General features: G+C 52.8%; 12 protein-coding genes and 1 pseudogene. 10 read left to right on the top strand and 3 right to left on the bottom strand.

Translation table 11 applies throughout. From position 1 onward, the window contains the following. The first annotated feature begins 90 nt into the window (after positions 1–90). The 5 genes from AB4N47_RS09925 to AB4N47_RS09905 are packed head-to-tail and all read left to right on the top strand — an operon-like array spanning position 91 to position 12,177. A complete protein-coding gene (locus AB4N47_RS09925) occupies positions 91–1,782 on the top strand; it encodes an HsdM family class I SAM-dependent methyltransferase (protein ID WP_198719733.1) in 1,692 nt (563 codons plus the stop codon). A gap of 53 nt (positions 1,783–1,835) precedes the next feature. Beyond that, positions 1,836–4,622 (top strand): hypothetical protein, encoded by a 2,787-nt coding sequence (locus AB4N47_RS09920; protein ID WP_460154491.1) that lies wholly within the window; start codon positions 1,836–1,838, stop codon positions 4,620–4,622. Continuing rightward, positions 4,619–8,818 (top strand): DEAD/DEAH box helicase, encoded by a 4,200-nt coding sequence (locus AB4N47_RS09915; protein WP_460154490.1) that lies wholly within the window; start codon positions 4,619–4,621, stop codon positions 8,816–8,818. The genes AB4N47_RS09920 and AB4N47_RS09915 overlap by 4 nt, the downstream gene beginning before the upstream one ends. Position 8,819: 1 nt before the next feature. After that, positions 8,820–11,042 (top strand): hypothetical protein, encoded by a 2,223-nt coding sequence (locus tag AB4N47_RS09910; RefSeq protein WP_330512574.1) that lies wholly within the window; start codon positions 8,820–8,822, stop codon positions 11,040–11,042. Continuing rightward, on the top strand, positions 11,032–12,177 hold the full coding sequence (locus tag AB4N47_RS09905; RefSeq protein ID WP_198719737.1) for a Shedu immune nuclease family protein: 1,146 nt from the start codon (positions 11,032–11,034) through the stop codon (positions 12,175–12,177). Before AB4N47_RS09910 ends, AB4N47_RS09905 begins: the two co-directional genes overlap by 11 nt. A 1,081-nt stretch (positions 12,178–13,258) precedes the next feature. Here AB4N47_RS09905 and AB4N47_RS09900 read toward each other — a convergent pair. After that, positions 13,259–15,262 (bottom strand): UvrD-helicase domain-containing protein, encoded by a 2,004-nt coding sequence (locus AB4N47_RS09900; RefSeq protein ID WP_460154489.1) that lies wholly within the window; start codon positions 15,260–15,262, stop codon positions 13,259–13,261. Continuing rightward, positions 15,259–17,328 (bottom strand): ATP-dependent nuclease, encoded by a 2,070-nt coding sequence (locus AB4N47_RS09895; protein ID WP_460154488.1) that lies wholly within the window; start codon positions 17,326–17,328, stop codon positions 15,259–15,261. Before AB4N47_RS09895 ends, AB4N47_RS09900 begins: the two co-directional genes overlap by 4 nt. Before the next feature lie 401 nt (positions 17,329–17,729). Between AB4N47_RS09895 and AB4N47_RS09890 the strand changes: the two genes are divergently transcribed. The 5 genes and pseudogenes from AB4N47_RS09890 to AB4N47_RS09870 all read left to right on the top strand — a co-directional run bounded on the left by AB4N47_RS09890 (position 17,730) and on the right by AB4N47_RS09870 (position 22,901). Continuing rightward, positions 17,730–18,845 carry a HEPN-associated N-terminal domain-containing protein gene (locus tag AB4N47_RS09890; RefSeq protein WP_198719741.1) on the top strand — a complete coding sequence of 372 codons (1,116 nt, stop codon included), beginning with the start codon at positions 17,730–17,732 and terminating at the stop codon, positions 18,843–18,845. Between the two features lie 106 nt (positions 18,846–18,951). Next, a complete protein-coding gene (locus tag AB4N47_RS09885) occupies positions 18,952–19,512 on the top strand; it encodes a hypothetical protein (protein WP_460154487.1) in 561 nt (186 codons plus the stop codon). Between the two features lie 439 nt (positions 19,513–19,951). Then, a complete protein-coding gene (locus AB4N47_RS09880) occupies positions 19,952–20,401 on the top strand; it encodes a hypothetical protein (protein WP_460154486.1) in 450 nt (149 codons plus the stop codon). 661 nt (positions 20,402–21,062) lie between these two features. Further along, positions 21,063–21,504 (top strand): annotated as a pseudogene (locus tag AB4N47_RS09875) (ATP-binding protein); the annotation flags it as partial. A gap of 215 nt (positions 21,505–21,719) precedes the next feature. Then, entirely contained in the window at positions 21,720–22,901 is a 1,182-nt protein-coding gene (locus AB4N47_RS09870) for a JmjC domain-containing protein (RefSeq protein WP_460154485.1), read from the top strand. Here the strand turns inward: AB4N47_RS09870 and AB4N47_RS09865 are convergent. Further along, positions 22,886–23,944 carry a hypothetical protein gene (locus tag AB4N47_RS09865; protein ID WP_460154484.1) on the bottom strand — a complete coding sequence of 353 codons (1,059 nt, stop codon included), beginning with the start codon at positions 23,942–23,944 and terminating at the stop codon, positions 22,886–22,888. The genes AB4N47_RS09870 and AB4N47_RS09865 overlap by 16 nt on opposite strands. Position 23,945 lies beyond the last annotated feature (1 nt).

Genomic DNA, 23,945 nt, shown 5'->3' with positions numbered 1-23,945 from the left:
GTTGTTCGCTCCGCGCTATAAATGCGTACCAGGCCTGTGCCACCTATGACTCTCCCTACTAAAACTCACTTTCACAGCCTAGTCCGCGACATGCGTGTGGTGATGCAAAAGGCGAAGCTAGAGCCGGACTTGATCCTGGGCAGCGCATTAGCAAAATGGTGCAGTAACTGTTTTCCGGGATTGCCACAGTCCGGTCTACCCGTAGCAACCCTCCTCTTGAACGAGCCTGCCGTGTGCGCGTTCGTGGCGTTTGTAAGCAAGCTTGACTTCATCGAGTCGACCTACTGGTTCTCCTCGGCGTACGCGCAACTGTTGGGAAGCGAGCGCAGAAAGCAGCAGGCGATGTTCTTTACTCCGCCATCGCTAACGAGGCGCTTGCTTGACGACCTGTCAGCCCAGGGCGTCGATTTTTCCAATCGCAGTTTTTGTGACCCCGCGTGTGGCGGCGCTGCGTTTTTGGCACCTATCGCTATGCGCATGCGTGATTTGCTTCGCCGACATGGTGCAAGCGCCCAACAGATAGTGAGCCACATTCAAGAGCGAATTTTGGGATTTGACCAAGATGCCGCCTTATGTGAATTGTCAAAGCACTTCCTGCTGATGGCGCTCCATGACGAGGTTGTCGCGACTGACACCTACCCCGTGTTTCAGGTCTACCAGGGCGACTCGCTTCTACAAACCAAGCACCTGTGGGAAAAGCTCGATGTGGTGGTATGCAATCCTCCATTTAGAAAGATGCGCGCTGAGGAAGTCAGTCAGTACGTCCACGAGTTTGAAGACGTTGTTCAAGGCCAGCCGAATCTGTATGCCCTCTTTATTGCCTTGTGCATCAAACTTCTCGCTACGGGTGGCATCTGCGCACTGGTCACCCCGACTAGCTTTTTGTCTGGTCAGAACTTCTCCAGGCTGAGAAGTTACATGATGACGCAAACCACGTTGCTCGGTATTGGTATGGTTGGTGACCGTATTGGCGTCTTTATGGATGTCCAACAGGAGACCGCATTGACGTTAGCGCGGCGAGAAAAAACAGGGCATGCGCCAAGCACCGAAGCGAAGGTGTCGTTAGTTTCAAAAGACGGTAGTTACATTGACGTGGGTCTATGCATCTTGCCCAACATGGGGGCCGCGTGGCCAATCCCCCGGTTGGAGAGCGACATCGCACTGCTTAAAAGCGCAGCAAAATCGAAGGCTGGCTTAGTGGACTACGGTTATGCGCCCCGTATCGGCGCGTTTGTGTGGAACCGCGACACACGCACAACCTACGCCTCGACGAAAACGGCTGTCGGCGCGCGTGGCGACACGGTGGTTCCGCTGCTTTGGTCCAGCGACATTGCACCTAACGGTTCCTTGCGCTTTAACGGTGCGGCTAAAGCGAACAAAGAAGGCTGTTTTGTAAATATGGGGGCAAAAGACCATCGTTCCATCATTCGCCGCCCCAGCGTCTTACTGCAACGCGTGACATCCAACGAGCAACCGCGACGATTAGTTGCCGCAACTGTTCCGACACAGCTCATAGAGACCTATGGCGGATTCGTTGGTGAAAACCACACCGTGATTCTTGAACAGATAGCCCCTGAACCTGCATTGACACCTGCTCAGTTGGTGCAGTTGCTTGGGACGCCGACCGTAGATCGGTACTTCCGCTGTATCTCTGGAGCGACCAACGTATCAGTGTTCGAGCTCAACCAACTCCGACTGCCTGATCCTGGCCGGCTCAGGATCTACCTCGAACAAGGCTTAGACATGGCAAATGCTGCTCGAAAGGCATTGGAAAAGCAGTAGACCTTTCGCTTATGCTGCCTAAACGCTGAAATCAATCGACTTAAGCAGGGCACATGGCATCACGGAAGAAGCTCAACGACTTAATGGAAGCGCAACAGCGACGGCGCGAGGAACTTGCGCAGCTGTTCGCGGCACGAAAACCTCTCGCCCATGCAAAACCTGCACTGAAGACCCATGCGCGTAAAACGGTTCAAACCGTCCCGGTAGAAACGCCCGCTCCTAGCATCGTACCTCGTGCACATGAAGCTCTCATCGCGATGTACCGAGATGGCAGTTTGCAGCCGAGCGCGCCCTCCTCAACGCTTTTAGCTCTGGCAGATCTTTATCTGCATGCTGCCGAGCACCGATCACGACACATCGTGATGGCATGGCCCGCGGCGCCCAAAACCCTGCCTCTGGTACACGCGTTGGCTACGTTGGTACGCTGGCATCAGGGCGACAAACAAGGAGTTCGCGGCTTGCTTTTTCCAGTGAAGAGCAATGCCTTTTATGGTCTGAATCACGTCCATTTCGATCGGACAAGCATTCTTCGAATCGCTCACAACTTGCTTGAGGTAAGCGCCGAAGCCAACGCAAGTGTGACTCGCTCCATGGGAGACAAAGACGCCTTTTACTTTTCCCTATCCGACAGTAATTTTCCTCAAAACCTAGACGACCCATTCAATCCGACAGTTGGTGAGCTGCTGCCTCACTTTTTGGCGACGCCAGATTTTGACCGTTGGCAATCTTGCGACGAGCACCTTTTGGCGCTTATCCGAGCCAAACTCAGAAGGAAACTCGCGACTGCTTTAAAATTGAACTGCGCAGTCATCGGTGATCCGCGTACAGCACCAGATGCCCTCTTTGCACTTGATGGACGGATGTCAGAGACCGAGCTTCGACGCGCCTGCAGAGATCTGGCTCGGTTTGGCTCACCGGAGGTCGTTCTAGTCCAGGCTACCCGAGCAATTCGTATGGAGGCCAAAAGCTGGAAAAAGCAACTGGCGCGCTTCTGCATAATGCTGGAGGACGTATTTCAAGGTCGCCCCCCTGGCGTTATTGTAATCACTGATGAGCCCCATGCTGCTTTCAGAATCAAGGAGGAACTCTGGGAGCAGAACCGCAAGCGGAACCCTTCAAGTCAATGGCACACGCCCCACGAATTCAAAATTTTGGGTGTTCCGAGTACTGTCGGTGGAGCGGGATTATTGGCGCCATTGGCTCAGGAAACCCTGCATCCCGCTCCGCGGGAACTCAATGTTTTTATCGTTGATGCGGATACGGCCAAATCAGCTACCAAGCTGGTACGTATCGCCAATGCTGCACCTGGGGGCAAAGAGTCTGCCAAACCACTAATCGACGCAGCGTCGTACCTTTCTCGTCTTGCAGCCCTCCCCTGCGGCGTCAGGCATATGTCCGACTATCTGGCAAGTATTGAAGTGTCGCAGCGGACACGCGCCGCTTTCGATTGGCTCAACCACCTGGGTAACGTGCAGGAGTTCGAGCGTACCGTTGGCGTTGGAGACCAGGGGCCAGCCCTTTTTGAATGTCTTCAGCGTAGCTCACAACTATTCTGCAATTATCACGAGGCAACGCCTTTCGCGCATAAGTTGGCAGAGCTTGTTTCCAACGCTGCAAAGAGCTCAAAGCGTAAGGTTGCCATCGTGTTTACCAGTGCGCTGTATCTGCGCCTCGCCGAACGCTTCCTCGCGGAGTACGACCAGTATCCCGATGGGCTGATATATGACTCCTTTCAAGGGCGCGTACAACTGTTGTGTGCCGCTCACCTCGAAGAACGCCTTGATGAGCTGCAAGGCTCGACACTGGTTTGTGCTGGATTAAACGAGGACTGCCTTCGTCTATTGCTGACCGATGATCGTGTTCCTTCCCATACGGTGGTTTTGCTAACCCAGCGAGCCGGGCAGTTTCTACGGGCCACGCTCAAGCCTATCGTCGAGCTGATGCCCGAATTCAGATCTTTTAAACCTCGGATGGAATCCATTTTGAGGAAACTGAAAGATCTCCCGGAAGACGCTTCTGTCCTTTCCACTAGCGACTATGTGCTACCTACCTTTCGTGTCGAGTTGTCATCCAATGTTTCCTCTGAGGGGCATGGTGATGGAACCGAATCTTGGGTTATCCGACTTGACAGCAACGTGACGCTGTTCCGCCATGAGAAATCGGAAATGTACGTCTACGACCCGGCTTCGCCGCGGGCAGCAGATGTAGGCTTTCGGACTTGCCAAGTCGGCTCCCTGGAGGTGGGTGATAAGGTTTTTATCATGTCAGCTGAGCTGCGCGAGATGGTCGAGCAAGTACTCCGTGAAGCGGGCGTACCTATTCAATCGGATAAGACGTTCGAAACTGCCTTGAGAAGTTATCACGAGCAGATCCAGAAATGCCTCGCTAAGCGATTCGCGCAGGGCTCACTTTCTGACAAGGTACGCGTAATACGAGAGCAGATGCTTGAGCTTGACCCTCTTCTGGAAACCAAACTTCCCGGGGCTCAGGCGATGCGCCAGTGGATTGATTTAGGACGCTCACTCGACACCCCGTTCGAGCAGCTTCGGCCACAGGCGCCACAGCGCGAGGAGACTTTCAAGGCATTTGCAACGGTGCTCGGACTGTCTCCGTTGGAAGCTGCTTACCAGTGGCAGCGCGTCATCACGGCTGTACGTAACTCGCGTCGGCTAGATGGTCGCCATGTCGCCGACATCTATGCGTACATGCTCCTGCAGCCCGAATCCGTTATGGCCAACTCGAGTATCAAGCGAACGACTTTGAATCAGCTTTTCGACAAGGCGCGTGAAAGCATTGCCTCCGTCGAGTTTGTCGGACTTTCTAAGGAAACGCTGCAATGAGCCAACCCACGCTTCGTGACCATCCGGCAAAGATCTCCTCTACCCTCAAGGAGGCGGTCGTCGATAGCCTTCTGAATCTGACGTATGCACAAATCAGCGGCCAAGGTTCCACAGGGCAATATCTCTTCGGAGCTCGTCCAAGAACGTTGTTAAATTCTGGTTTTTTGCTGCCCCAGCGCAACCAATCCGGTGACGATGAAGTGACATCGCCTATCTGGATTTCGTCGCACGGGGTCCAGATGCAACTCAATGCCCTCGCGTCTTCAGTGATAACGGTATTCCCGAGGCTATGTGTCTACGTGCGCGTGCTTCCCCGTGAAGAGGATCTCAAAAGGCCAAACTGTCGTCCTGTCTTTATGTTGCGCCGGGCTGTGGTTGACGAGATTCGGGCTGAACGTAACCGTCGGCTGGAAGAAGCGTGGGAGAAAGCCAAAGGCACTTATAGCTCGAAATATAAGCATCCCGGGTGGACGGCAATCCGGTCGACGATTGTTGAGGAAATCTACGCAGCGAAAGGCATCCCGAGAGATCTGCTGACCTCGGATTTTTCTCACGATTCGGCCGAAGCCGAGGATTTTTCTTCAGCTGAAATGGAAGAACTTAGTGATAGCACGAGGGAGGGAGCGCTCGTCAACTCACGCGAGGCTCTTCCTATCAAAGACGAGCACTTCGAGCCATTGGCGGTCCCACACAAATGGTTGCGATTGGATGTGGAGCTACCACCACTGGAACTCGATACCGCGAAATCCATTGAAGCTCTTCAGCAAGACATCGACAACCAGTCCTTGCGTATGAATGAGGCCGTGAACAAGCGGCTGCAGGATTGGGCTGAAAGCGATGATCTGGACTCTGGTGGTAAGGCGTGGGGGTATCGGCACCAGTTGAGCATACCCGCCAGTCAATACTCGAATTGGGCGGAATTTCTCCAGAGTGCGCGCACGTCTCAGCTACCAATAACATTGCCGCAGATTCACTTAGATTGGGATCTCGAGCTGCATACAGACTGGCTCGATCCTTCCAAACGAAATTTCTTTCTCGCAATTGAAAACGTCAGCAGTATGCCGACTCAGCATGTAGACGAGACGGACGAAGCTATCTTCCTCGTTTCTCTACAAATACAGCTTCCGGCTGCGCTTCACCATCCGTTGAAACTCGAGCGAATTGACCCTTCCTATCGCTATAACAAGTACCTGACACATCCAGCCATGGGGCACAACTGCGGAGTTGTGCAACTACAATCCGACCCTGCGATTCGGACTCTAGAGACTACGTGGACGCCTCGTTACATCCAGCCGCGAATCACTCCCACGAGCGCTGCTGGTGTCGTGCGAAAAATACGTGCCTTGGCCCAACCAGATGGACTTGATGGGTTGGAGGCGCTGGTGCCAGCCATGCAAACATGGCTTAACAATTTACCCGAGCAAGTGTCGCCTGCCGATGGCCTATCCGCTTGCGACGTAGCCGGAATTGCACGCGAGGAAGAGGCGTTTCGCCACGACATCCGAAAATGGACCACAGAGATGGCGACTATCGCTGCCGGCCTGAATTGCTTGAGGGAATCTCGTGCGGCTTGGCGCGAGCGAGGCCCGCAGACTGACCCAAAAGCAATTGTTTATGAAGCTTGGCTAGCCACTAACGAGACAATGGCGAACTTCATGCAGGCCCGTTTTGGCCAGGACGACAATGAGTGGCGCTTGTTTCAGCTTGCTTTCATCATTGCGAATGTTCCTGCTTTGGCTTCGCGAATTCCGGAGTATTCGCACCTCTATAACGAAGCCAGAGACGACGCTGTCACCCTCCTTTACTTCGCGACCGGCGGCGGCAAATCTGAAGCTTTTTTCGGGCTGCTGACCTTTAACCTTATGCTTGATCGGCTTCGTGGTAAGCAGTTAGGGGTCACTGCGCTCATTCGCTACCCGTTGCGATTGCTAACAATCCAACAGGCCCAGCGGTGCGCACGAGTACTGGCACATGCTGAGCGTGTCCGAAATCGTCATGGCTACGGTGGTAACCCATTGTCCATAGGATTCTGGGTCGGCAGCGGCGGCTCTCCTAACCGTCACAATACTAAGGGGGTGAAGAGCATCCCAAACATTTCGTCTGCACCTCCATTCCTAGCGGCTGAGCGAGCCCTTCGGAAAAACGACGCCAAATATCACACTGCCATGCGTGCCTGGCGCAAGCTGCCCAAATGCCCTTTCTGTAATTGCGAAACAGCTTTGCGGCTATTTGTTGATAACAGGGACCAAATACTGGGCCACGTATGCACTGATATCCAATGCGATTCAAACGGTGGTAACTGGCGGCCCCTTCCGTTCTACATTGTGGATGAAGACATTTACGATTTAGCACCGTCCGTGCTTTTGGGTACCGTCGATAAGCTGGCCCTCATTGGCCATTCAGCTCGAACCATTCGGCGGATCTACGCGATGTTCGGAGCGGCGCCTTGGATCAATCCGGTCAGCGGGCGGTTGTACGTTCCTGAACCTCGTGAGCTAGCTGCGGGGCCTGACGCAAAAGGCATGGAGGGGATATACCCTGCTTATTCGGCTGGAAAACGCATTTTTCACGATCCATTCCCCAGCCTTATCATCCAGGACGAGGCACACCTACTCGATGAATCGCTGGGCACCTTCGCCGGTCTCTTCGAATCCACACTCGATGCCGTCTTTGAATACCTGTCCAAGCCACTCAGCGGCTTGGTCGCAACAGATAAACAAGGGCGTAGGCGCCGGGCTAAGGTGATCGCCGCGTCCGCTACCGTCTCTGCTCCTGAGAGGCAGCTGGAGCACTTGTACCAACGCTCGATTCCGGCAACACAGTTTCCCGAGCCGGGCCCAACCCTTTACGAATCATTTTATTCGGTACCCGCTCCAGCGGAGGATGTAGAGCGTCAAGCGCATCCGGACATCGAAGTGGCGAGCAGCCAAGCCCGTGTTTACACAGCCTTCATGACCAACGGAAAGCCGCATACGACGACAAGTGTTGCGGTTTTATCGAGCTTTCATTTCAACGTCACCCGCCTGTTCAACGACCTGACGAGCAATGACGCAGAAGTTTTCCAATCTGCACGCCAATTGCTCGTGGAGCACGTCTCCCGAGGCGCTCTCGAGGCGCTGCACAAGGACGCATTAGGTGAGGCCTGCGCATCAAAACTGGCCACTCTCATTGACCTGCATCGCATAGCCTTGACTTACGTCACCAATAAAAAAGGTGGTGATCAGATTATGGCTGCGGAGGCGGAGGAAACCCGCAAGCGACACCTCAATGAAGGTATGGATCTGAGGGGGCTTGATACTCGACTGATCACCGGTTCGGTGGAGCAAGGGGAAATTCAAAATGTCGTGGATACTGCCCAACTTCGCGTAAATCCAGGGCATCCTTTTCCGCCGCTACAAGATCAGTTGCGCTCAGTCATCGCGACATCAGCCATTTCACACGGCGTCGACGTCGACGAGTTCAACTCTATGTTTTTTGCAGGCATGCCTTCGGACATTGCCGAGTACATTCAAGCGTCCTCGCGCGTGGGTCGTGCTCACATTGGGTTCGTTGTCTTGATACCCACGCCACAGCGTCGTCGTGATCGGCACATAGTTCATGTGTTCGACATCTTCCACCGCTTCCTTGAACGTATGGTGCAGCCCGCGGCTATCGACCGATGGGCAGAACGCGCAATCGAGCGTGTATTCACCAGCCTGCTTCAGGCTTATTTGGTTGGTGTGGTGCCAAGTCGCGAGTTGATTCAGCTACCAGAAGATCAGAAAGCCAAAACATCGGATTTCAGTGTTATTCCCAACATTCGTAAAGAATACAGGTTCCGCGGAGAAGCATTTATCAACGAAATCAACGATTTCATTGAGCTCGCTGTGGGGTTGCGTGGCGCCTTCGCTCCCGAAGGAGAGGAATATTACCGAGCACGTATTGACCGGAGGACTCGCGATCTACTAGTCAATGTTTGGAGCAGCCATATGTGGGGCAGCGGTTTCCTGGACGGTTATTTCAAAAGTCAAACGGAAGTGATCTCCAAACCTATGACATCGCTACGAGACGTGGATCAGGCTGGCATCATTCAAGCCTCGTATTGCGATAGCGAAGGCAAGGTACAACTCTCCAATGAGGTCTTGGCGGTAATGGATTTCGTACGCCACGGAGTAGCAAATAACGACAGCGCAGACGATGCGCGGACGGGAGATTGAGATGGGTACTCGTAAAGGCTTTCTTGCTGCTGATGACGATGACAGGACACTCACTGCTCCGACAATGTCACGATCTCGTGGTCAACTTGGATCAGCGTATGCCCCTGGCGCGTTCTTCACATTTGAAGGTGGACTGGGTTCGTGTATTTCAATCCCGGACCTTACGGCAACGACTGATGATGCACCTATTCAAAGCGTCACGAAATCGCAAATCATTTTGAGGCTGCATGAAATCTGGCAGAGCTGGTTCTTAAGGGCGTCTGCCGCGGGAACTGCCGACCGTCCGGTCGTTCCACAACAATGTCTCGAAGAAGCGATTCTTAATCGAGGCGTTGTGTCGCCTCTGGGCGCCGATCGCTTGGCATTCTTGAGCCCGCTGCGGATGAAATACGCACCGGCACCTCTGACCTTCGTTTGCAATAAATGCAGCCTTTTTAAACGTTTTACATCCGTTCGCGATATGGCCAAGAACATGGACCAACTGCGAAACAATCGGTGTACATCAGTGGACGCCAAGGGGCCTTGCCAATGGCGGCAGGTCGATGTGGTTTTCGTACATTGGTCGGGTGAGTGGATGCCAGTCACTCCGGGTCGTTGGGAGTGGGATGATCGTAACAACACGCCAAGACTCTCCGGTGAAGAATGCCAGCTTTGCGGAGGTAATGAATTTAAACTGAACACCGATTCGCCCCGAATCGGTAAGTGGCACTTCTACTGTGCTAAACCTTCTTGCGGGCACAAAGGGGCAAATGAGTGGCGTCAGCAAGATAAATTTACGACAGAGCTTTTTCGCGACCAAGCCAGTTCCCGTCTAGGCGAACGACGGATGGAACCCATCTCGTATAGAGCATCGTCGGCATACTATTCACAGTCGGAACAGTTTGTTCTGTTTCCAGAGTCGGAGCACCAGTTGATCACTCTGCTGGAGCCACAGAACGATGATCAACTTGCCGCCTTCATAGGTTCCCTCTTCAGATTTGGTGGCGCTGAGCTCACACCAGCAGAAATGAAGGCCATTTTGCTGGCTGCGGGTAAAACCGGGGAATGGGAAACGTACGAGAGTCTTTGTCTAATGCGTGAAAGCGCAGTTTCAGGAGATGGGTCCCTTAAAGCGGTAGTGGACAGTGAGCTCAAAAAACTGGTCACGAGATGGACAACCAGCAGCCCACCACTCATACCTCCCCGAGTCGATCTTCCTCTAGCCATAACTCAGCAGCTTGCGTCGCGCGGCGAATACACTAGCCGCTTCGACCCCTTCGTTCTGGCAGTCGAGCACGAGGCATTGAATAGAGGCAAACTCTCCGCGCCGCCTGACGGGGGGCGCGCTAAGTTTGTGCGTTTCAACCATCTTGATGATGACCTAGCGCCAAAAGGGGCGAACGCTAAGGCCAAACAGGAAGCCGAAACCCAGCACTTGATGAAAAAGCTTGGCATGGCAGATCTGGGTTTAATCCGCGAATTTGACCTGTGCCGATTCACCCATGGGTATACGCGTGTTTCCGCCACTCCGATATTGAACAAGCGCAACAAGGATGTCCCCGTTCGATTGAAGCTCTTTGAGCCGTTGAATAATGGCAAACGCCCTATTTATGTCATGACCCAAGCTAACGAAGCACTCTATGTGCGCCTCGACCCCGAGGTTGTTTATAAATGGTTACAGGCCATCGGGGTTTCAGATTTGCCCCAGTGGGACAGCAGCAGCCCCGTCAAACTGGGCGGAAAGCTGCTGGAGGTGGCAGAACCTTTTGGTCGCTACTTCTCCCTTCTCAAAGAAGGGGATGCCACCACGTACCGCTACGTGTACACCCTCTTGCACACCTACGCACATGCACTTATGAAAAACGTGGCTGAGCTGTCAGGATTGGATCTAGGGTCCATGGGGGAGTACATCTTTCCTCTCGATCTCGCATTTGTAGTCTATCGAAACGGAACCACGATGGACTTGGGTAATTTGTCATCGTTGTGGCGGAACGAAAACAATCTATTCCTAAGACGTTTCCTAGATGCCTCAATCCATCGCTGCAACTCTGGTCGGCTTTGCGACGCAGCGGGAGGCGCCTGTCCTGACTGCATCATGATTCCGGAAACGTCGTGCGTTGCACAAAATCAGCTACTGTCACGTGCCGTACTGAAGGGTGGTCCTCCACCTCGCGAAGATGGGACGCACAAGGGACAGCACATCCGCGGTTTTCTCGAGATGACTAACGAACACAATGAAAGTTGAATTACTCCACGCCTTTAATTTACTCACCCCACATTGCGATGTCAGCGCCGCCTTATGTGAGGCCGCAGGTCAAGGCGCGCTAGATGTACCCTTGGATATTCATTCCATTTGTACTCGTGTGGGACTTCCGCAGGCGCGAGCTGCGGCGGTAGAGCGGACGTTGATGATAGGTCAAACGTGCACTTTGTTCGTGCAGTCAACACCACACAAATGGCAAGTGGGTGATCGTGTTCTTGCGTTGGAGTTAGCTCCTTTTTTACACGGCGCCCGACTTTATCGAATACATGTCAGTCATGCTGGTGATCAGTCGCCAACCCGCATACAGCAGATGGTTATGACGGGGATTCCCGCTCCTAGCAATTCAGAAATAGAAACGGAGTCTGAAAACACGAACGAGTTGGACTTCACTTCAGGGCTCGACCGCATTGGTCCATCGCACCGTCCTATGGACGCAGCTGAGGTTCGCCGGCGTGCGGTGGTAAAAGTGCGAGAGGATCTTCCGGCGCTGGCCGTTGAGCACCCACTTACCTTGATGGCACTGCATGCGGATATCGAGCGGGTCTCGCTGCAGCAAATGATCGACTCATACCGCGACATGCTTGCTCAAGAACTAAGCGAGAACATATGGCAGAAATTCTTCGATCAGAATATTTTTATACTGACGATGTTGTTTTGTGGGCCCGTTCACTTGGTAAGCGGTCAGTTTCATGCTCAGCCCAGTGGAATCAGAGGGACAGGAGCCCAAATAGGTGACTATCTTTTTCGAGGCGCTGGTCAGGTTCTGTCAATTGTCGAGATCAAAAGGCCCTCGACGCCTCTGGTACAGAAAAGAGAGTACCGCCGTGGCGGCGGAGTTCATGCCCCAGACTCAGAGTTAAGCGGGGCAGTCAGTCAGGTGTTGTATCAACGCCACTCGCTACAGACGGCGTGGGGGATTCATCGTGATGATGAGGCTCTTGCAGACTCTCGGCCGGACAATACCCGTTGTGTGGTAATCGCCGGAACCCTCCCCGTCGTGTCAAAGCTGTTACGTTCGTTTGAGACTTTTAGATGTTCCTACAAGGATGTTGAAATAATCACCTTTGATGAGCTTCTGCGAAAGTTGGAGCTTTTTCTGACGCACCTGGCCGAATAGCATTCTTCGGGATATAACGACGCATCGTAATTTAGGGACAACCATGAGCCGGAAGCTTTCATCGTATTTGAAACGCGGGCGATTAGGTGAGGTTATTGCACTCATCCAGGTGCTCGCGTATCACCGCAACACTAGTCGAAGTGAAGAGGGACTTAGAAAAGAGCTCTGCTACGCTCCAGTCTCAGCAACATCTTGGATTGATGTAGCGAAGAATCATCCGGAACTCTTTAGAGTACGTTTAAAGGAGTCCGGCGTCGATCGAGTGTCTCTGGTATCACGTTATGTTCTTGTGTATTCACCAGAAAACAAGAAGCGGATCAGGGAACCCCTTCATCCATCTGTGGTTAACAAACTGATCGAAATTGCGGTCGAACTGCACGACAAGGAGGCCTCGCGGGCCGAACGGTGGAAAGTCTGGGTACCAGTGGTCGCTGCACTCGTCAGTTCAGGTGCTGCAATTTCTGCTGCTTTCCTGAGAAACGAGGTACCAACTCCCCCTCCCTCCCTCGCACCCTATTCAGTACAACCACAAACTGTATCTCCGACTCAGACAGTTGCACCGCGTAAGGAATAGTCACGTTAAGAGAGCGCTTCATAGTCGAGCAATTAGTGGCAATATGCCATAGTTTTTTTGAGCAATTGGATTATCATGTTCAACCGATCCCTTTGAGTCGTGTCCGGGATTAGTTGACCACTACAGATGAACTGAGTGAAATCGCGCAAGTGCGGTCATCCGAGAGGCTAAGCCTGATCTACAAGATGACCAACGAGGATAAATATTACGAGGATGTAGGTGCGCGCAATACCTTCTGCCGGGATCATCAGGTAATTTGGTTCACTCCGCCCCAATCTCACTGAGCACCACAAGCATGGGGTATTTCTGTTCGACAAGGATGCCAAGGATGAATTCGTGAGAGTGGTTGGCGGCAACGCCTGACTGATCCCCCGATTGCCCTTCCGTTTGTATTAAGGGCAATCGCGACTCAGGGGTTAATAAATTTCTCTATTTGATCCGGCCTGCTCTCAGTCATTCATAGCGAAAGGCGTTTTTGCCCCTCGCGTAACGGGAGCAACGGAGTAGCTATGGCACTGGAGCCAGAGCTGTCAGTTCCAAAATCGACCATCCGGCTGTTTTGAGCGCCGCCCTGCGCTTCTCTCCAGTGGCGCCCTCCCCCAAGGTACTCTGACGTATGGCCAGGCACAGCATGTGAGTCGGCCGAGTCATCCCCACGTACATCAGCATCATGTCTTTCTTAGCACTGTCCGGTGGCCTCTTGGCAGCGGCCTTTTGGCCCTCAAGCCACGGCATGAGCTTTTGAATGAAGTGGGTCTTCCTGAAGGTTTCCAGAATTAGCGTCGCAGAATGGGTTTTGCCCTTTTCCGAATGAATGGATGACATCCGGATATCGACGCCGTCGGCGCCCTCCTGGAATCGGTAAGTGTTTATCAGTGATCCGCCGCTTTCTCCGGCTTCAGTGGCTGCGGGTGCAGGCTCCCAAGCGAGGTACAGATAGGCTTGGAGATCAACTGCTACGCCCTCAACATCATGAAGAACAGCTGCCAGCAGCAAGAGCTTGGGTGAAATGACCTTGATCCAATCATGCTCGGTGACCTCCGATGGCACGAACAGAATTTGCTGGATGCACTCGCGGTATTGAGCGAACGCTTCAGGTTTGGTTGTGAGTATCTCTTCGACTGAAGCGTGGTGTCGGCCTCTCAGTTGCACCGGGCTATTAGGAAACGCCAATACGCTCAGATTGGCCAGGCAGTAAGCCAGCAGCTCAACGGCTGAAGCGGCTGTAGGCTCTCGCATCGCATAACGCCGAGCAATGTGTGCACCTTCGGCGAACGTGCGAGGCTTGAACGATGTCTTGGTCGTATCAGACCGATAGGATGGCCAGTAATGCTCCAAGGCTTTTGGGTACTGGTTCTCTTTGAAGTTCTCAAGCCGGTGTACCGCACCGACAGCAAACACACCCGCTTTGCGGGATTCCGTCGGCAGATGCTTAAGCACCAGTTTTGCGAACTCATCCAATACCCGGGTCGCATCTTCGTCAGGGAAGACGATGATCGTGTTGGGGACACTGTCTGGCGTACACGGCGCCCTTAATCCTACTAAACCATTTGTGATGGGGACATACGCAAAGGGGTTGGCGATCGATGCAATGGCCTGATCAAAGCGGAAGCTGCTGGCGATCTCTAGCTGACGGCCCGGATCAGGGAACGGATCCTGCAGTGGCGTCTTCTTCTCGAAGATTTCCTGGTTTGGATCGCCGACGCGAATGACTCGGACGTCTGGGTCATCGTGGGGAAAGACACGCTGAAGCACGCCCGCTTGATCAGGTTGGGTGTCCTGCATTTCATCGATCAAGACGCAAGGGAAGCGCACGCGTAATGCAGCGCCCACGCCCGCCTCCTGATCGAGTAAGGCGTGGCCCAGCACGAACACCTCATCGAAGCAGAAGTAGCCAGCCTTGGCTGCGCCACTGAGCGATTTCACCAAACTCTTGTAGGTGGCCGTGTGTGGGGCAAAACCAATATCTTCAGCGCCGAGGGGGTGGTCGAAATCAGCAAACCTGATCCGCAAGCTGTGAATACTTTTGAATTTCTTCTCGAAGGCGGCTTGTGCACCTAAGTGCTCGCGGTACGTCAGCTCCCTTCGACGTGCTTTATGCGTGGCCTCATCGTCAATGGCCTGCAACGCAATCCCTTTCGAGCGTAACCATGGCGAGGCCAGGAATCTGACGGTGAAACCATGGATGGTGTCGATGTAGTGAGGAAAACGCAGCAGCCGTTGCCCCACCTCGGTGCCGCCTAACCGTTTCTCAATCTCTTCTCGAGCCGCGTTGGTATGCGATAGCACGCAGATTCCTTGCATACGGCTCTTCCAATGGCGTGCCAGAATCGCCAGCTTCGCCACTACCAAGGTCGTTTTACCGCTCCCGGGACAGGCCGCAACATCAACGGTATCCATCGACTTCAGAAAATCTCGACGAGGCTCGTCTAGCGCCTCAAGCCCCATCAGATCCATGACCCAGTCCACATCGGCGTCAGTGATGGGGGCAACCAGTTGGTTGAGTGTCATTTGGCGACCTCCTCCACCGGGTCAGCCGATCCTGAATTCGGTGCAGTGGGCACGGTCACGATGTGAGCCGAACTGGAGGTCGTGGCCAGTGCTGAACCCCCCGTCGCATATTCGATCGCGTGAACAACGTAGGTGGGCAGCAGCCCGCGCAGCGTTATGGCATCCAGGGTGCGAGCTTCGAAACGTTGGTCAATCAGGTCGATCAGGTGCTGTGCTGCGATCGCTTTGGAGGCCCTTTTAAACAACTTGTAGATCGCGGAGCATCGAGCTTCCTCGGTGGTATGGGTGGACTGGATTTTAGTGAAGGCCGTGTCTGCTTTTTTCAGCAGGCTGTCCTTGGTTTCCTTGTTTTCATCGATTTTTTCCTCATTGATGGCCAGGTATCCGGCATGATGGACTTCCTTCGAAAGGCCTTGGAACGCCAAGTCGTATTCGAGCGTCCAGTGGTCGGCAACGAACGTGCGCACACATTGCCCATCACTCTCGGTTTTCTTGTCACGATGCTCCTTGAGGCCTTTTTCAAGGTCGGCCGGTGTGCTACCAAAGTCTTTCATAGCGCGCCAGCGCCGGTCAGATTTGTCTGGCCAGACCGATCCCTTCACCCCTTTCAGACTCGTAATCTCGGGTGCGCAGTCCGGCATCACGTCCATGTCAGTGATGCATGCCGTAGGCACGGTGATCTCGCCTTTTGAAGGATCTTTGCGTTGCAAGATTTTTGAGTAGCGCCGCAGCCCTACACCGCCCACATTGATGATCGATACGCCGTGCTTGGTAAGATCCTTACCCAAGCGTCGAGCAAGCGAAGGCAGCAGGATTGCTTCCGCATCGCCTTCCACGACAAGCAAGCCCTTTGCGAAGAACAGCCCTGCCTTGGTGACGTCGAGGAAGCGGCTAAGGAAGCGATAATCATCAGGCGCCAGGCAGGTTAGACTCTGTGCGAGCGAGAAGGCCTGTTGCCGTTGCATCAGCACCAGATTCTGCAACGGTATTTTCGAGCTCAGGTTGGGGCTATGGGTGGTGAGGATGACCTGAACCGGCCTCAAGCCTGCCGAAGGTCTCGCCGCTGCTTCGAGAAACTCCATCAACTGGAGCTGACGTTGTGGATGCAAGTGGGCTTCTGGCTCTTCGATAAGGAGCAGCGGAAGTCCGTCGGGCTCCTTACCGAGCAGCAGTAATTCGCAGGCCATGAACAACACGTTGTTTGATCCCAGCCCGTAGATGCCTCGCGCCTTTCCAGTGGCATAATCCAGAAGCCCCAGTTCCAATCGCTCCAGGATCTGCTTGAGCTTGGCTGGATCAGTCCCGGCTTCCCCAAAGCCGATGCTACTCGTGAGGGGTTGGCCAGCGAGGGATAGTGGGCGAAGGTAAGTTTCGTTGATCTCCTTCTGAGCGGAGACGATGGCACCGTGACGGTTCACAAGGTGGCGCAGGAGATCGCCCATGCCGGCAATGCTCAGAGCTTCTGCGTCAGAGAGGTGAACCGGCAGTGCCGCCGAATCGAACGAGTTGCCCGCATCAATATTAGGGAAACTGCTCAATACCTGGGACAGCCTGGAATTGCGGCCAGGGGACATTTCCCGCTCAGCGTCCCGCAGTGGTTTCAGGTATGCAGTGGCTAACAGTTGGCGTACACCCACATCCAAAGCCGGGCCTTCCCCGTTCTCACCCGATCGAACCGAGATATCGACCCATTTGCGCGTGGAGGCCGATGCAACGACGCGGCGAGCCGACCAGTGAACGTACAGTCGCCCCACGCCACCTGTGTACGTCACGTACTCAGCGAAAGCGCCGAGTTCCGCCACGCTTAGGCCTTCCAGGGTGCATCTTAGGGTGATGGTCTCCGCCTGAGTGCCATCGCTGGCAATATGGAAGTCCTCGATTTGCAATCGAAGGTACTCAGCATCCCGGGTCTGCAAAACGTACCGGATCGCATCGATGACGGCAGTTTTACCCGCATCGTTCTCACCTACGAGAGCAGTCACGCCTTCATTAAATTGGATGTTCAACGCATGATTGTCATGGCCGAACTGGCGGAAATTTTTGATTTTCAAAGCCGAAAGGTACACAGCGCTGCTCCCATCCTGATCCCGTGGCAGGGAGAGGGTTTGCCCAGCGCCAGCATGGCTAAAACCATTCCTCCCTGAATGTAGTAGCTATATGCCACGAAAGCCTATCGATGGCTACTCGATTCGGCCGCGTTGAGTCCTGCTCGCCCAAGATGGCGGGAATCAGATCAAATCTGCTTTGGTTGTCAAGCTCTAGAGAATCCGGGGCGATTCAAAGCTAGTCGGGGCGCTCGTCTGTCGCCAATGAAGCTCGGCGTGTCAATTGCTTGCCCTCTACAAAATTTTGGTCACCCTCAGCACCGTGCTAGGTAAGCGGCATGTGCATTTTATACCCAGTAGGCATGGCCAATTGGCATCAAATCTGGCATAAATCGCGTACTCAATGAATGAGAGCACTCTGAATGGATACGGTCTGCGCGCGCTGCTTCAGTGATCCCGATGTTAAGCAGTGGATCCGCGAATACAGCGGCAAAAGAGGTTGCAGATTTTGCCGTGGTTTCACCTCACCTACCGCTCCGCTGGGAGAGCTTTGCGAATGGTTCGAGCAGGTGCTGTCAACGCACTACGGTCGAGCTGCAGATAACCTCCCTTGGAATAACAGAGAAGGCGGTTATCAAGGAAGCACTTGGTCTACTTACGAGCTTCTTTTTGAGAAAGTAGGCCTTGATCTCCCGATGGATTATCAGGGAGATCTCCAGAAGGCGATCAACTACAGGCTGTCTGACGAAATTTGGTGTGAGCTTGATTGGGCGACGTTAGACGAAGAACAAGCAATGTGCTTCGCCTGGGACAATTTTTGCACCTTGGTTAAGCATGAGCGCAGGTTCTTCTTCCATAAAAAAGGCGGTGATGATTTATCGGCTGAATCATTTTCCTCCTTAGGAATATTGAATGCGATCGCTGATTTGATAGAGCGACTGAACCTGGTGCGTGTTCAGACTCCAGGGCTTCGTCTCTATCGAGCTCGGCCAGGCTTCGACCTTTCATCACCTACGGCAAAAGATTTCGGCCCACCTCCACGATCTGTTTGCCAAACCAACCGCATGAATCCTGCAGGTATACCTATGTTTTATGGAGCATTGGATCCCAGGACAGCCGTCAAAGAGGTGAAGGCGCGGGCAAGTAGAGTAGGATATTTCCAAACGGTTGAGCCGTTGCGAATACTTGACCTTTCGCGGATTCCGCCCGTTCCCGGCATCTTTTCCGATGAGCCTAGACGACTCAGGCTGTACCTATCTTTTTTGCACCATTTTGCTAGCGACATCATGCAACCTGTAGCTCGAGATGATCGTGTTCACACGGAATATGTACCCTCCCAAATCGTAACCGAGTATCTGAGGGAGCATGAGTTTTCAGAAGGAAAACTTGATGGGATCATGTATGGGAGTGTGGCCTCCCCAAGAAAACGAAACTTAGTCATCTTTATAGAAGACATTGAGCCAGCATTCAATTTTTTTCAACAAAGAGCTTCGGCACCTCTGAAATTCATTAAAGCAAAAAATGTGAATATTGATTGAGGCTCACCTGATCTCCAACTAGTATAGATAAATATCTAAATTTAGCACAGGCCACTGAGGCTCGACTGAAGTTAAATATCAATCCCTTGCAGAAATAAAGGGCTCTATGAAATTTTACCAATTTATTTTATTCCGTGGAAATCACGAGCTATTTTGGCGCGCAGATAGCGAAGATGGCACAGGGGGATTTGAGCGCGATATCTCGTTGTGCTTTGCCACGTCTTTGGACCCCCTCAATCGTCAGATTGCCATATCATGCAGACAGACCTCGTCCGCTGCACTTAGAAAAAGAATTGAAACTTTTGTTGATATTTATAAAGGGTCTGACCTGAGAATCAATAAAATTAAGTCTTTCGTTGAAAAAATACCCGACGGAGAGCACTTTTTCTATATGCCCTACAAGTCAAGGCTTACCAATCAAGAAAAGGTATTGATGACCGTTGAGCTCATGGCTGCAGATGCCGGGCAAAATGTAGATAAAGCTCTAAATGCGTTTGATAAAAATATGGGGTATTTCTTCGAACACTATGAGCTCGACGGTAAAATTCCAGAAAAGAAAACCTGGATTGGCGAGCGCTCGAAGAAAAAACGCATTTGCCGATTCTGCAAGAACACCCGAGTGTATCGCTCAGAGCGATCCGACCCAAGAAGCCAAAACAACATTTAAACAAGAAGCTCACGCGATATCGGAGGCTCTAGGGAACAAAACTCTTATCTTGCATGAGGAGTGCGACGCTTGTAACAAATATTTTTCCGAGACGTGTGAAAGGCACATTTATACTTATTTGAGGTGTCTGGGGGCTTTCTTAAAAGTTAAGAACAAAGATAACAAAGTGTCGTCAATCAAGGGTGAAAACTTCCAAATAACTTACTTATCTAAGGACCGAAAATAAAAAATTCTTGCCGCAGTCAATGCCCCCTCAACTGAGGCGCCTGGAATTATAGGTTTAGATCCGCACGAACTTTCCAGGCAGATCTTAGCTCTTGATTTTGCCATCAGCTATACACTGCCAGATGGCGAGGAAGCACCTCAAGACCGACCGCCGACCAACATTCCACTTAAGTTCAAAGAGAAGCTCAGTCCTCAAGAGGTATACAAAGCACTCGTGAAGTTTGCACTGAGCGTTATTGAAACGGAAAAATTAGCTGGCTTCGAAAAAACCCTGGAATGGGTCTCCGGTAGTCGCAAAGTGACAACCCTTCCGAAAATAGCAATTTTGAGATCCTATGCAAGCTTTTCAAAAGCGGCTGAACTGATAATCTATCGCCGAATTAGTAACGACAAAACGTTGCCTTTAGCGATCGGGGAGCTTCAATTTACTTTCCAAAAAATGATCTTCATCATCCCTTCCTTTGATGAGGCAGAGGCCAACTTCATTACTGACGAAGAATTCAAGCACTATTGGGATTTCTGCCTATTTAACTCTGTTCAAGGATGGAGTTTCCAGGACTTTTCCGATCCAGAGGAAAAGGAGTTCATTTTCAACATGAACCTTCCTGAGAACAAATCCCCCCATCAAGAGGAAGCGGATACGTCTCAAATTATTAAGTCCTAGGGACTCTCAGACCAAGTCAGCAATGTGGGGAGGCCCCTGTCGGAATCCCTAAGGGACCATGCAGCACGGAAATACAGAGCGCCTATCAGTAGCATCACACACGTGCTGAGATAGAAAATCCAGAAAAAGACGCTCGCGGTACCGTCCTCGGTGGTTGGTGCATTGCTGAGCATATACGAGAGGAACGTCACTATGGCTACTAGCATCGCAAGCGGCATACTCAACCTGGCGTAGAGCTTTTCCTTGCGGTCGAGCTCCTGATAGAAAACCTTCTCGTAGAAAACAAATCTCTCTTTATCGTCCATTACTAGCGCTAGTGCTCCTGGCGACATTAAAGGGCCGTCAATACCACAAGGCCTAGCACCACGAAACCCGACCACTGCATTTTTGTTAGACGCAGAGACGCTGCCGTGGTGCTGACCGAGCCCTACCAAGGGAGGCCAATTCGTTCAACCAGGAGATACCGCACTTCTGGTCGATAAGTGAAGACTGCTTTTGGCTGAACGTCGACGTTTGACGTTTCTCTGCGAATATCGGCGGCTGCCTAAAGTCGACGACGAACCTGGAGAACACTAGATGGCGCTGTCCTCTGTAAGCCTAACTACTTCTCGAGCGGCAATTTTCATTTGGAGCATTGTCTATGAGCAGATCCTTACGCGTCAGCGCCTTGTCCGTGTCCGGAATCACTACGCATAACAAGCAAGTTCGCTTCTTCTCCACAGTGGATCTGGTCAATCTGCTGGAGCGTGAAAAGTACGACGGCAAGAGTGGCCGAATCGCTCAAAGGCTGCTTCGGACAGCCTGGTGATACTCGATGAACTGGGGTATTTACCCTTCAGCCAGAGCAGCGGCGCGCTGTTATTTTACCTGCTGTCCAAGCTGAACGAGCACTCCAGCATTGTGATCACGACCAACCTCAGCTTCTCGGAATGGTCTACCGTGTTTGGCGACGCAAAGATGACCACAGCGTTGCTGGATCGGTTGACACACCACTGCCACATCGTCGAAACGGCAACGATTCCTACTGCCTGCAACACAGCACACTGGCCGCGCAGACAAAGATCAGATCACGTGAGCGAAAGCGCAAGGACGAAGATGAATCGAGGACAATGAACCGTTTTGTTCTGCACCATAAACACCCTGCCGCATGCCTTTATGCGGTGGGGCTTGATGACCGTTCAACCGGGACACTGCTGCTAAGCTTATCCACAATTGCTGGGACAAAAATCAGTAATTCGCCCTGGGTCAATTTTCAATCGGCAGGGTGGGTCAGTTTTCAATCAGCGCCAACATAAAGATAGCTCCGAAGGAGAAAAATATGCGACAGGATACCGATGTAAGAATTCTTTCGGATCTTCTGGACGCAGATGTCCCGATAGATTTTTTCCAACATTACTATGGTGCCCGTCCGTGCCTTCTCCGCGGTCGGCATAACCGCCCCCCCCCATTTGGGTGGAATGATCTAAACCTCGTTCTTCAGAGCCATCGTTTGCACCCACCGCGTCTTCGAATAGAGCATTCAGATTTCGGAGCCATAGCAACGTCTCGTCTTCACAACTGGGTGCCGACACACACCGTGGCCTCTGCACCAGTCTTACGACGTAAGGCTCTCTACACTGCGCTGGAGAACGGAGGAACCCTAATCCTTGACTGCGTAGACGAGGTCTCAAACGAGCTGCGGACGTTGTCTATCGGGCTCACAAGTATATTGGAGGAGAACATTGGCATGAATTGTTACGTCTCATTCGGCAACGACGACAGCTTCGGCCGGCACTGGGATGAACACGACGTCTTCGCCTTGCAAGTCGCTGGGGAGAAACATTGGACGCTATTTGACGATTCGGACGTCGCTTCCAAGTCCGGCTTTCGAACCTCCACTAGGGACTGCCCGGGAGAAGCGATCACAGAAATAGACCTTTGCGAAGGCGATGTACTTTATATTCCACGTGGCTACTGGCACGAAGTTAAAGGAGTTGATAGACCATCCCTACATATCTCAGTCGGTGTGGCCCGCGTGCGCGCCATCGACCTATTACGGTCGTTGCTAGACGATCTCGAAGAACACGAAATCTGGGGGGCATCACTCCCGCGCCACGCCTCATCTGAACGGATCCAAGCTTTCGAAATGCTCCTCACAAAAGCGTTTGACGAGTTAGTGCAACGTCCGATAGCCGTCGATGCATTTTTTCGGCGATCAGAGAAGGCACTTCGCCCACCGGTAGTTGTGAACTTGCCCTGGGCTGTGGAGAGCGGAACTCCGATCAGGGGGGACACGCTAGTAACATGGCTAGCGCCTGTCGGTCACACCGGCGAGCCCCTCGGCCTAGGCACCTCTTACGATGGGCTCACTAGAATCTTGTGTAAAGGATCAAGAACCATAGCCGAGCTGATGTTACTCGCGCCGACCGTTAACGTGGAGGAGATTGTCAGATCACTGGCAAAAGACGGATTAGTCGGCCTGACACACAACAAATCGTTGTGGGATCACAGGTCAAAATAGACCTCTCGCGGCACCGGCAAGCCATGGAGCGAACTCGTAACACTTGTCGCGTAAGCGCCACACAGCCCAAAGGCAATTGTCTCGCCCGCTACAATCGGGGGCGCAGGAATCTCTTCTACGAAGATGTCGTGCTCATAGCACGTAGGCCCCGCAACCGTGGTCAGGATGGTACCACTGCCGTCATCCGCCCACTTCAGCATTGAGCGCCGCTCAAGCGTACCTAGATTATACGCGGACGCATCAACGAAAAGTACCTGTGAACCACCGCGGAGCTTCCGTGACAACACACTTGTCAACAACAAAGCGCACCTAGCTATTGCGATTTTGCCGAACTCGAACGCCACACAAACCCGCCGCGATGTAGCGAAATCGGCAATCATAGCAAAGCCATTCTTGAGCATTTCCGGGTCGTTCGAAAGGACACCGTAGCCTCCACCTAAATCAATTACGTCCGCCTCGAATAGATCCAGGATCACTGCGACCTGATCTAATAGATTGGCAACGTCGTGAAGGGTCTCGACCTCGCCGTAGTGGAAGTGAAATTTCCTCGGAGCCCAGCTCACATCCTTCCGAAGCGACTCTAACTCTATCAGTGTCAGGCCGAAGCGGTGGTAGCCCCCCCGCATGGACACACGTACCCCATGATTTAGGAGGTCGTAGCCCGCATCGCGCGCTACCCTCACCTGCCCGACACTGTCAAAGAAGACCGTTCCACCTAGCTCGCTGATGAGACCAATTGTAGGCACATCCAGACCGGGACTTGTTGCAACGATTTTGTTGTGCCCCACCGCGCGCGCCACTTCGACCTCCTGCAAAGAGGCGACGTCCACCCCAAAGCCGCACGCAGCAAATTGCTCAAGGACGATCGGCGACCGATTAGCCTTGACTGCAAAATGGCACTCGCCCTGAAAAGATGTGCATAGGCCGAGGAGATTGGCCGCCGTCCGCCGGAGCTTCGGCAGATCATAGATGATCGCCGGTGTCGATTGAGACCGCGCAAATTCGGTAAAACCCGGCGACCATTGCGCGAGCGGATTCGCCATT

Source organism: Pseudomonas sp. S3_G06 (genome assembly GCF_054667565.1).
Note: the sequence above shows the minus strand (reverse complement) of the source record. Positions and strands in the feature narration are given on the sequence as shown.

What these genes read in the sequence shown, in the direction of transcription:
- AB4N47_RS09925 (WP_198719733.1), top strand. Translation starts at nt 91, where the DNA reads ATGCGTGTGGTGATGCAAAAGGCGAAGCTAGAGCCGGACTTGATCCTG.
- AB4N47_RS09920 (WP_460154491.1), top strand. Translation starts at nt 1,836, where the DNA reads ATGGCATCACGGAAGAAGCTCAACGACTTAATGGAAGCGCAACAGCGA.
- AB4N47_RS09915 (WP_460154490.1), top strand. Translation starts at nt 4,619, where the DNA reads ATGAGCCAACCCACGCTTCGTGACCATCCGGCAAAGATCTCCTCTACC.
- AB4N47_RS09910 (WP_330512574.1), top strand. Translation starts at nt 8,820, where the DNA reads ATGGGTACTCGTAAAGGCTTTCTTGCTGCTGATGACGATGACAGGACA.
- AB4N47_RS09905 (WP_198719737.1), top strand. Translation starts at nt 11,032, where the DNA reads ATGAAAGTTGAATTACTCCACGCCTTTAATTTACTCACCCCACATTGC.
- AB4N47_RS09900 (WP_460154489.1), bottom strand. Translation starts at nt 15,262, where the DNA reads ATGACACTCAACCAACTGGTTGCCCCCATCACTGACGCCGATGTGGAC.
- AB4N47_RS09890 (WP_198719741.1), top strand. Translation starts at nt 17,730, where the DNA reads ATGGATACGGTCTGCGCGCGCTGCTTCAGTGATCCCGATGTTAAGCAG.
- AB4N47_RS09885 (WP_460154487.1), top strand. Translation starts at nt 18,952, where the DNA reads ATGAAATTTTACCAATTTATTTTATTCCGTGGAAATCACGAGCTATTT.
- AB4N47_RS09870 (WP_460154485.1), top strand. Translation starts at nt 21,720, where the DNA reads ATGCGACAGGATACCGATGTAAGAATTCTTTCGGATCTTCTGGACGCA.
- AB4N47_RS09865 (WP_460154484.1), bottom strand. Translation starts at nt 23,944, where the DNA reads ATGGCGAATCCGCTCGCGCAATGGTCGCCGGGTTTTACCGAATTTGCG.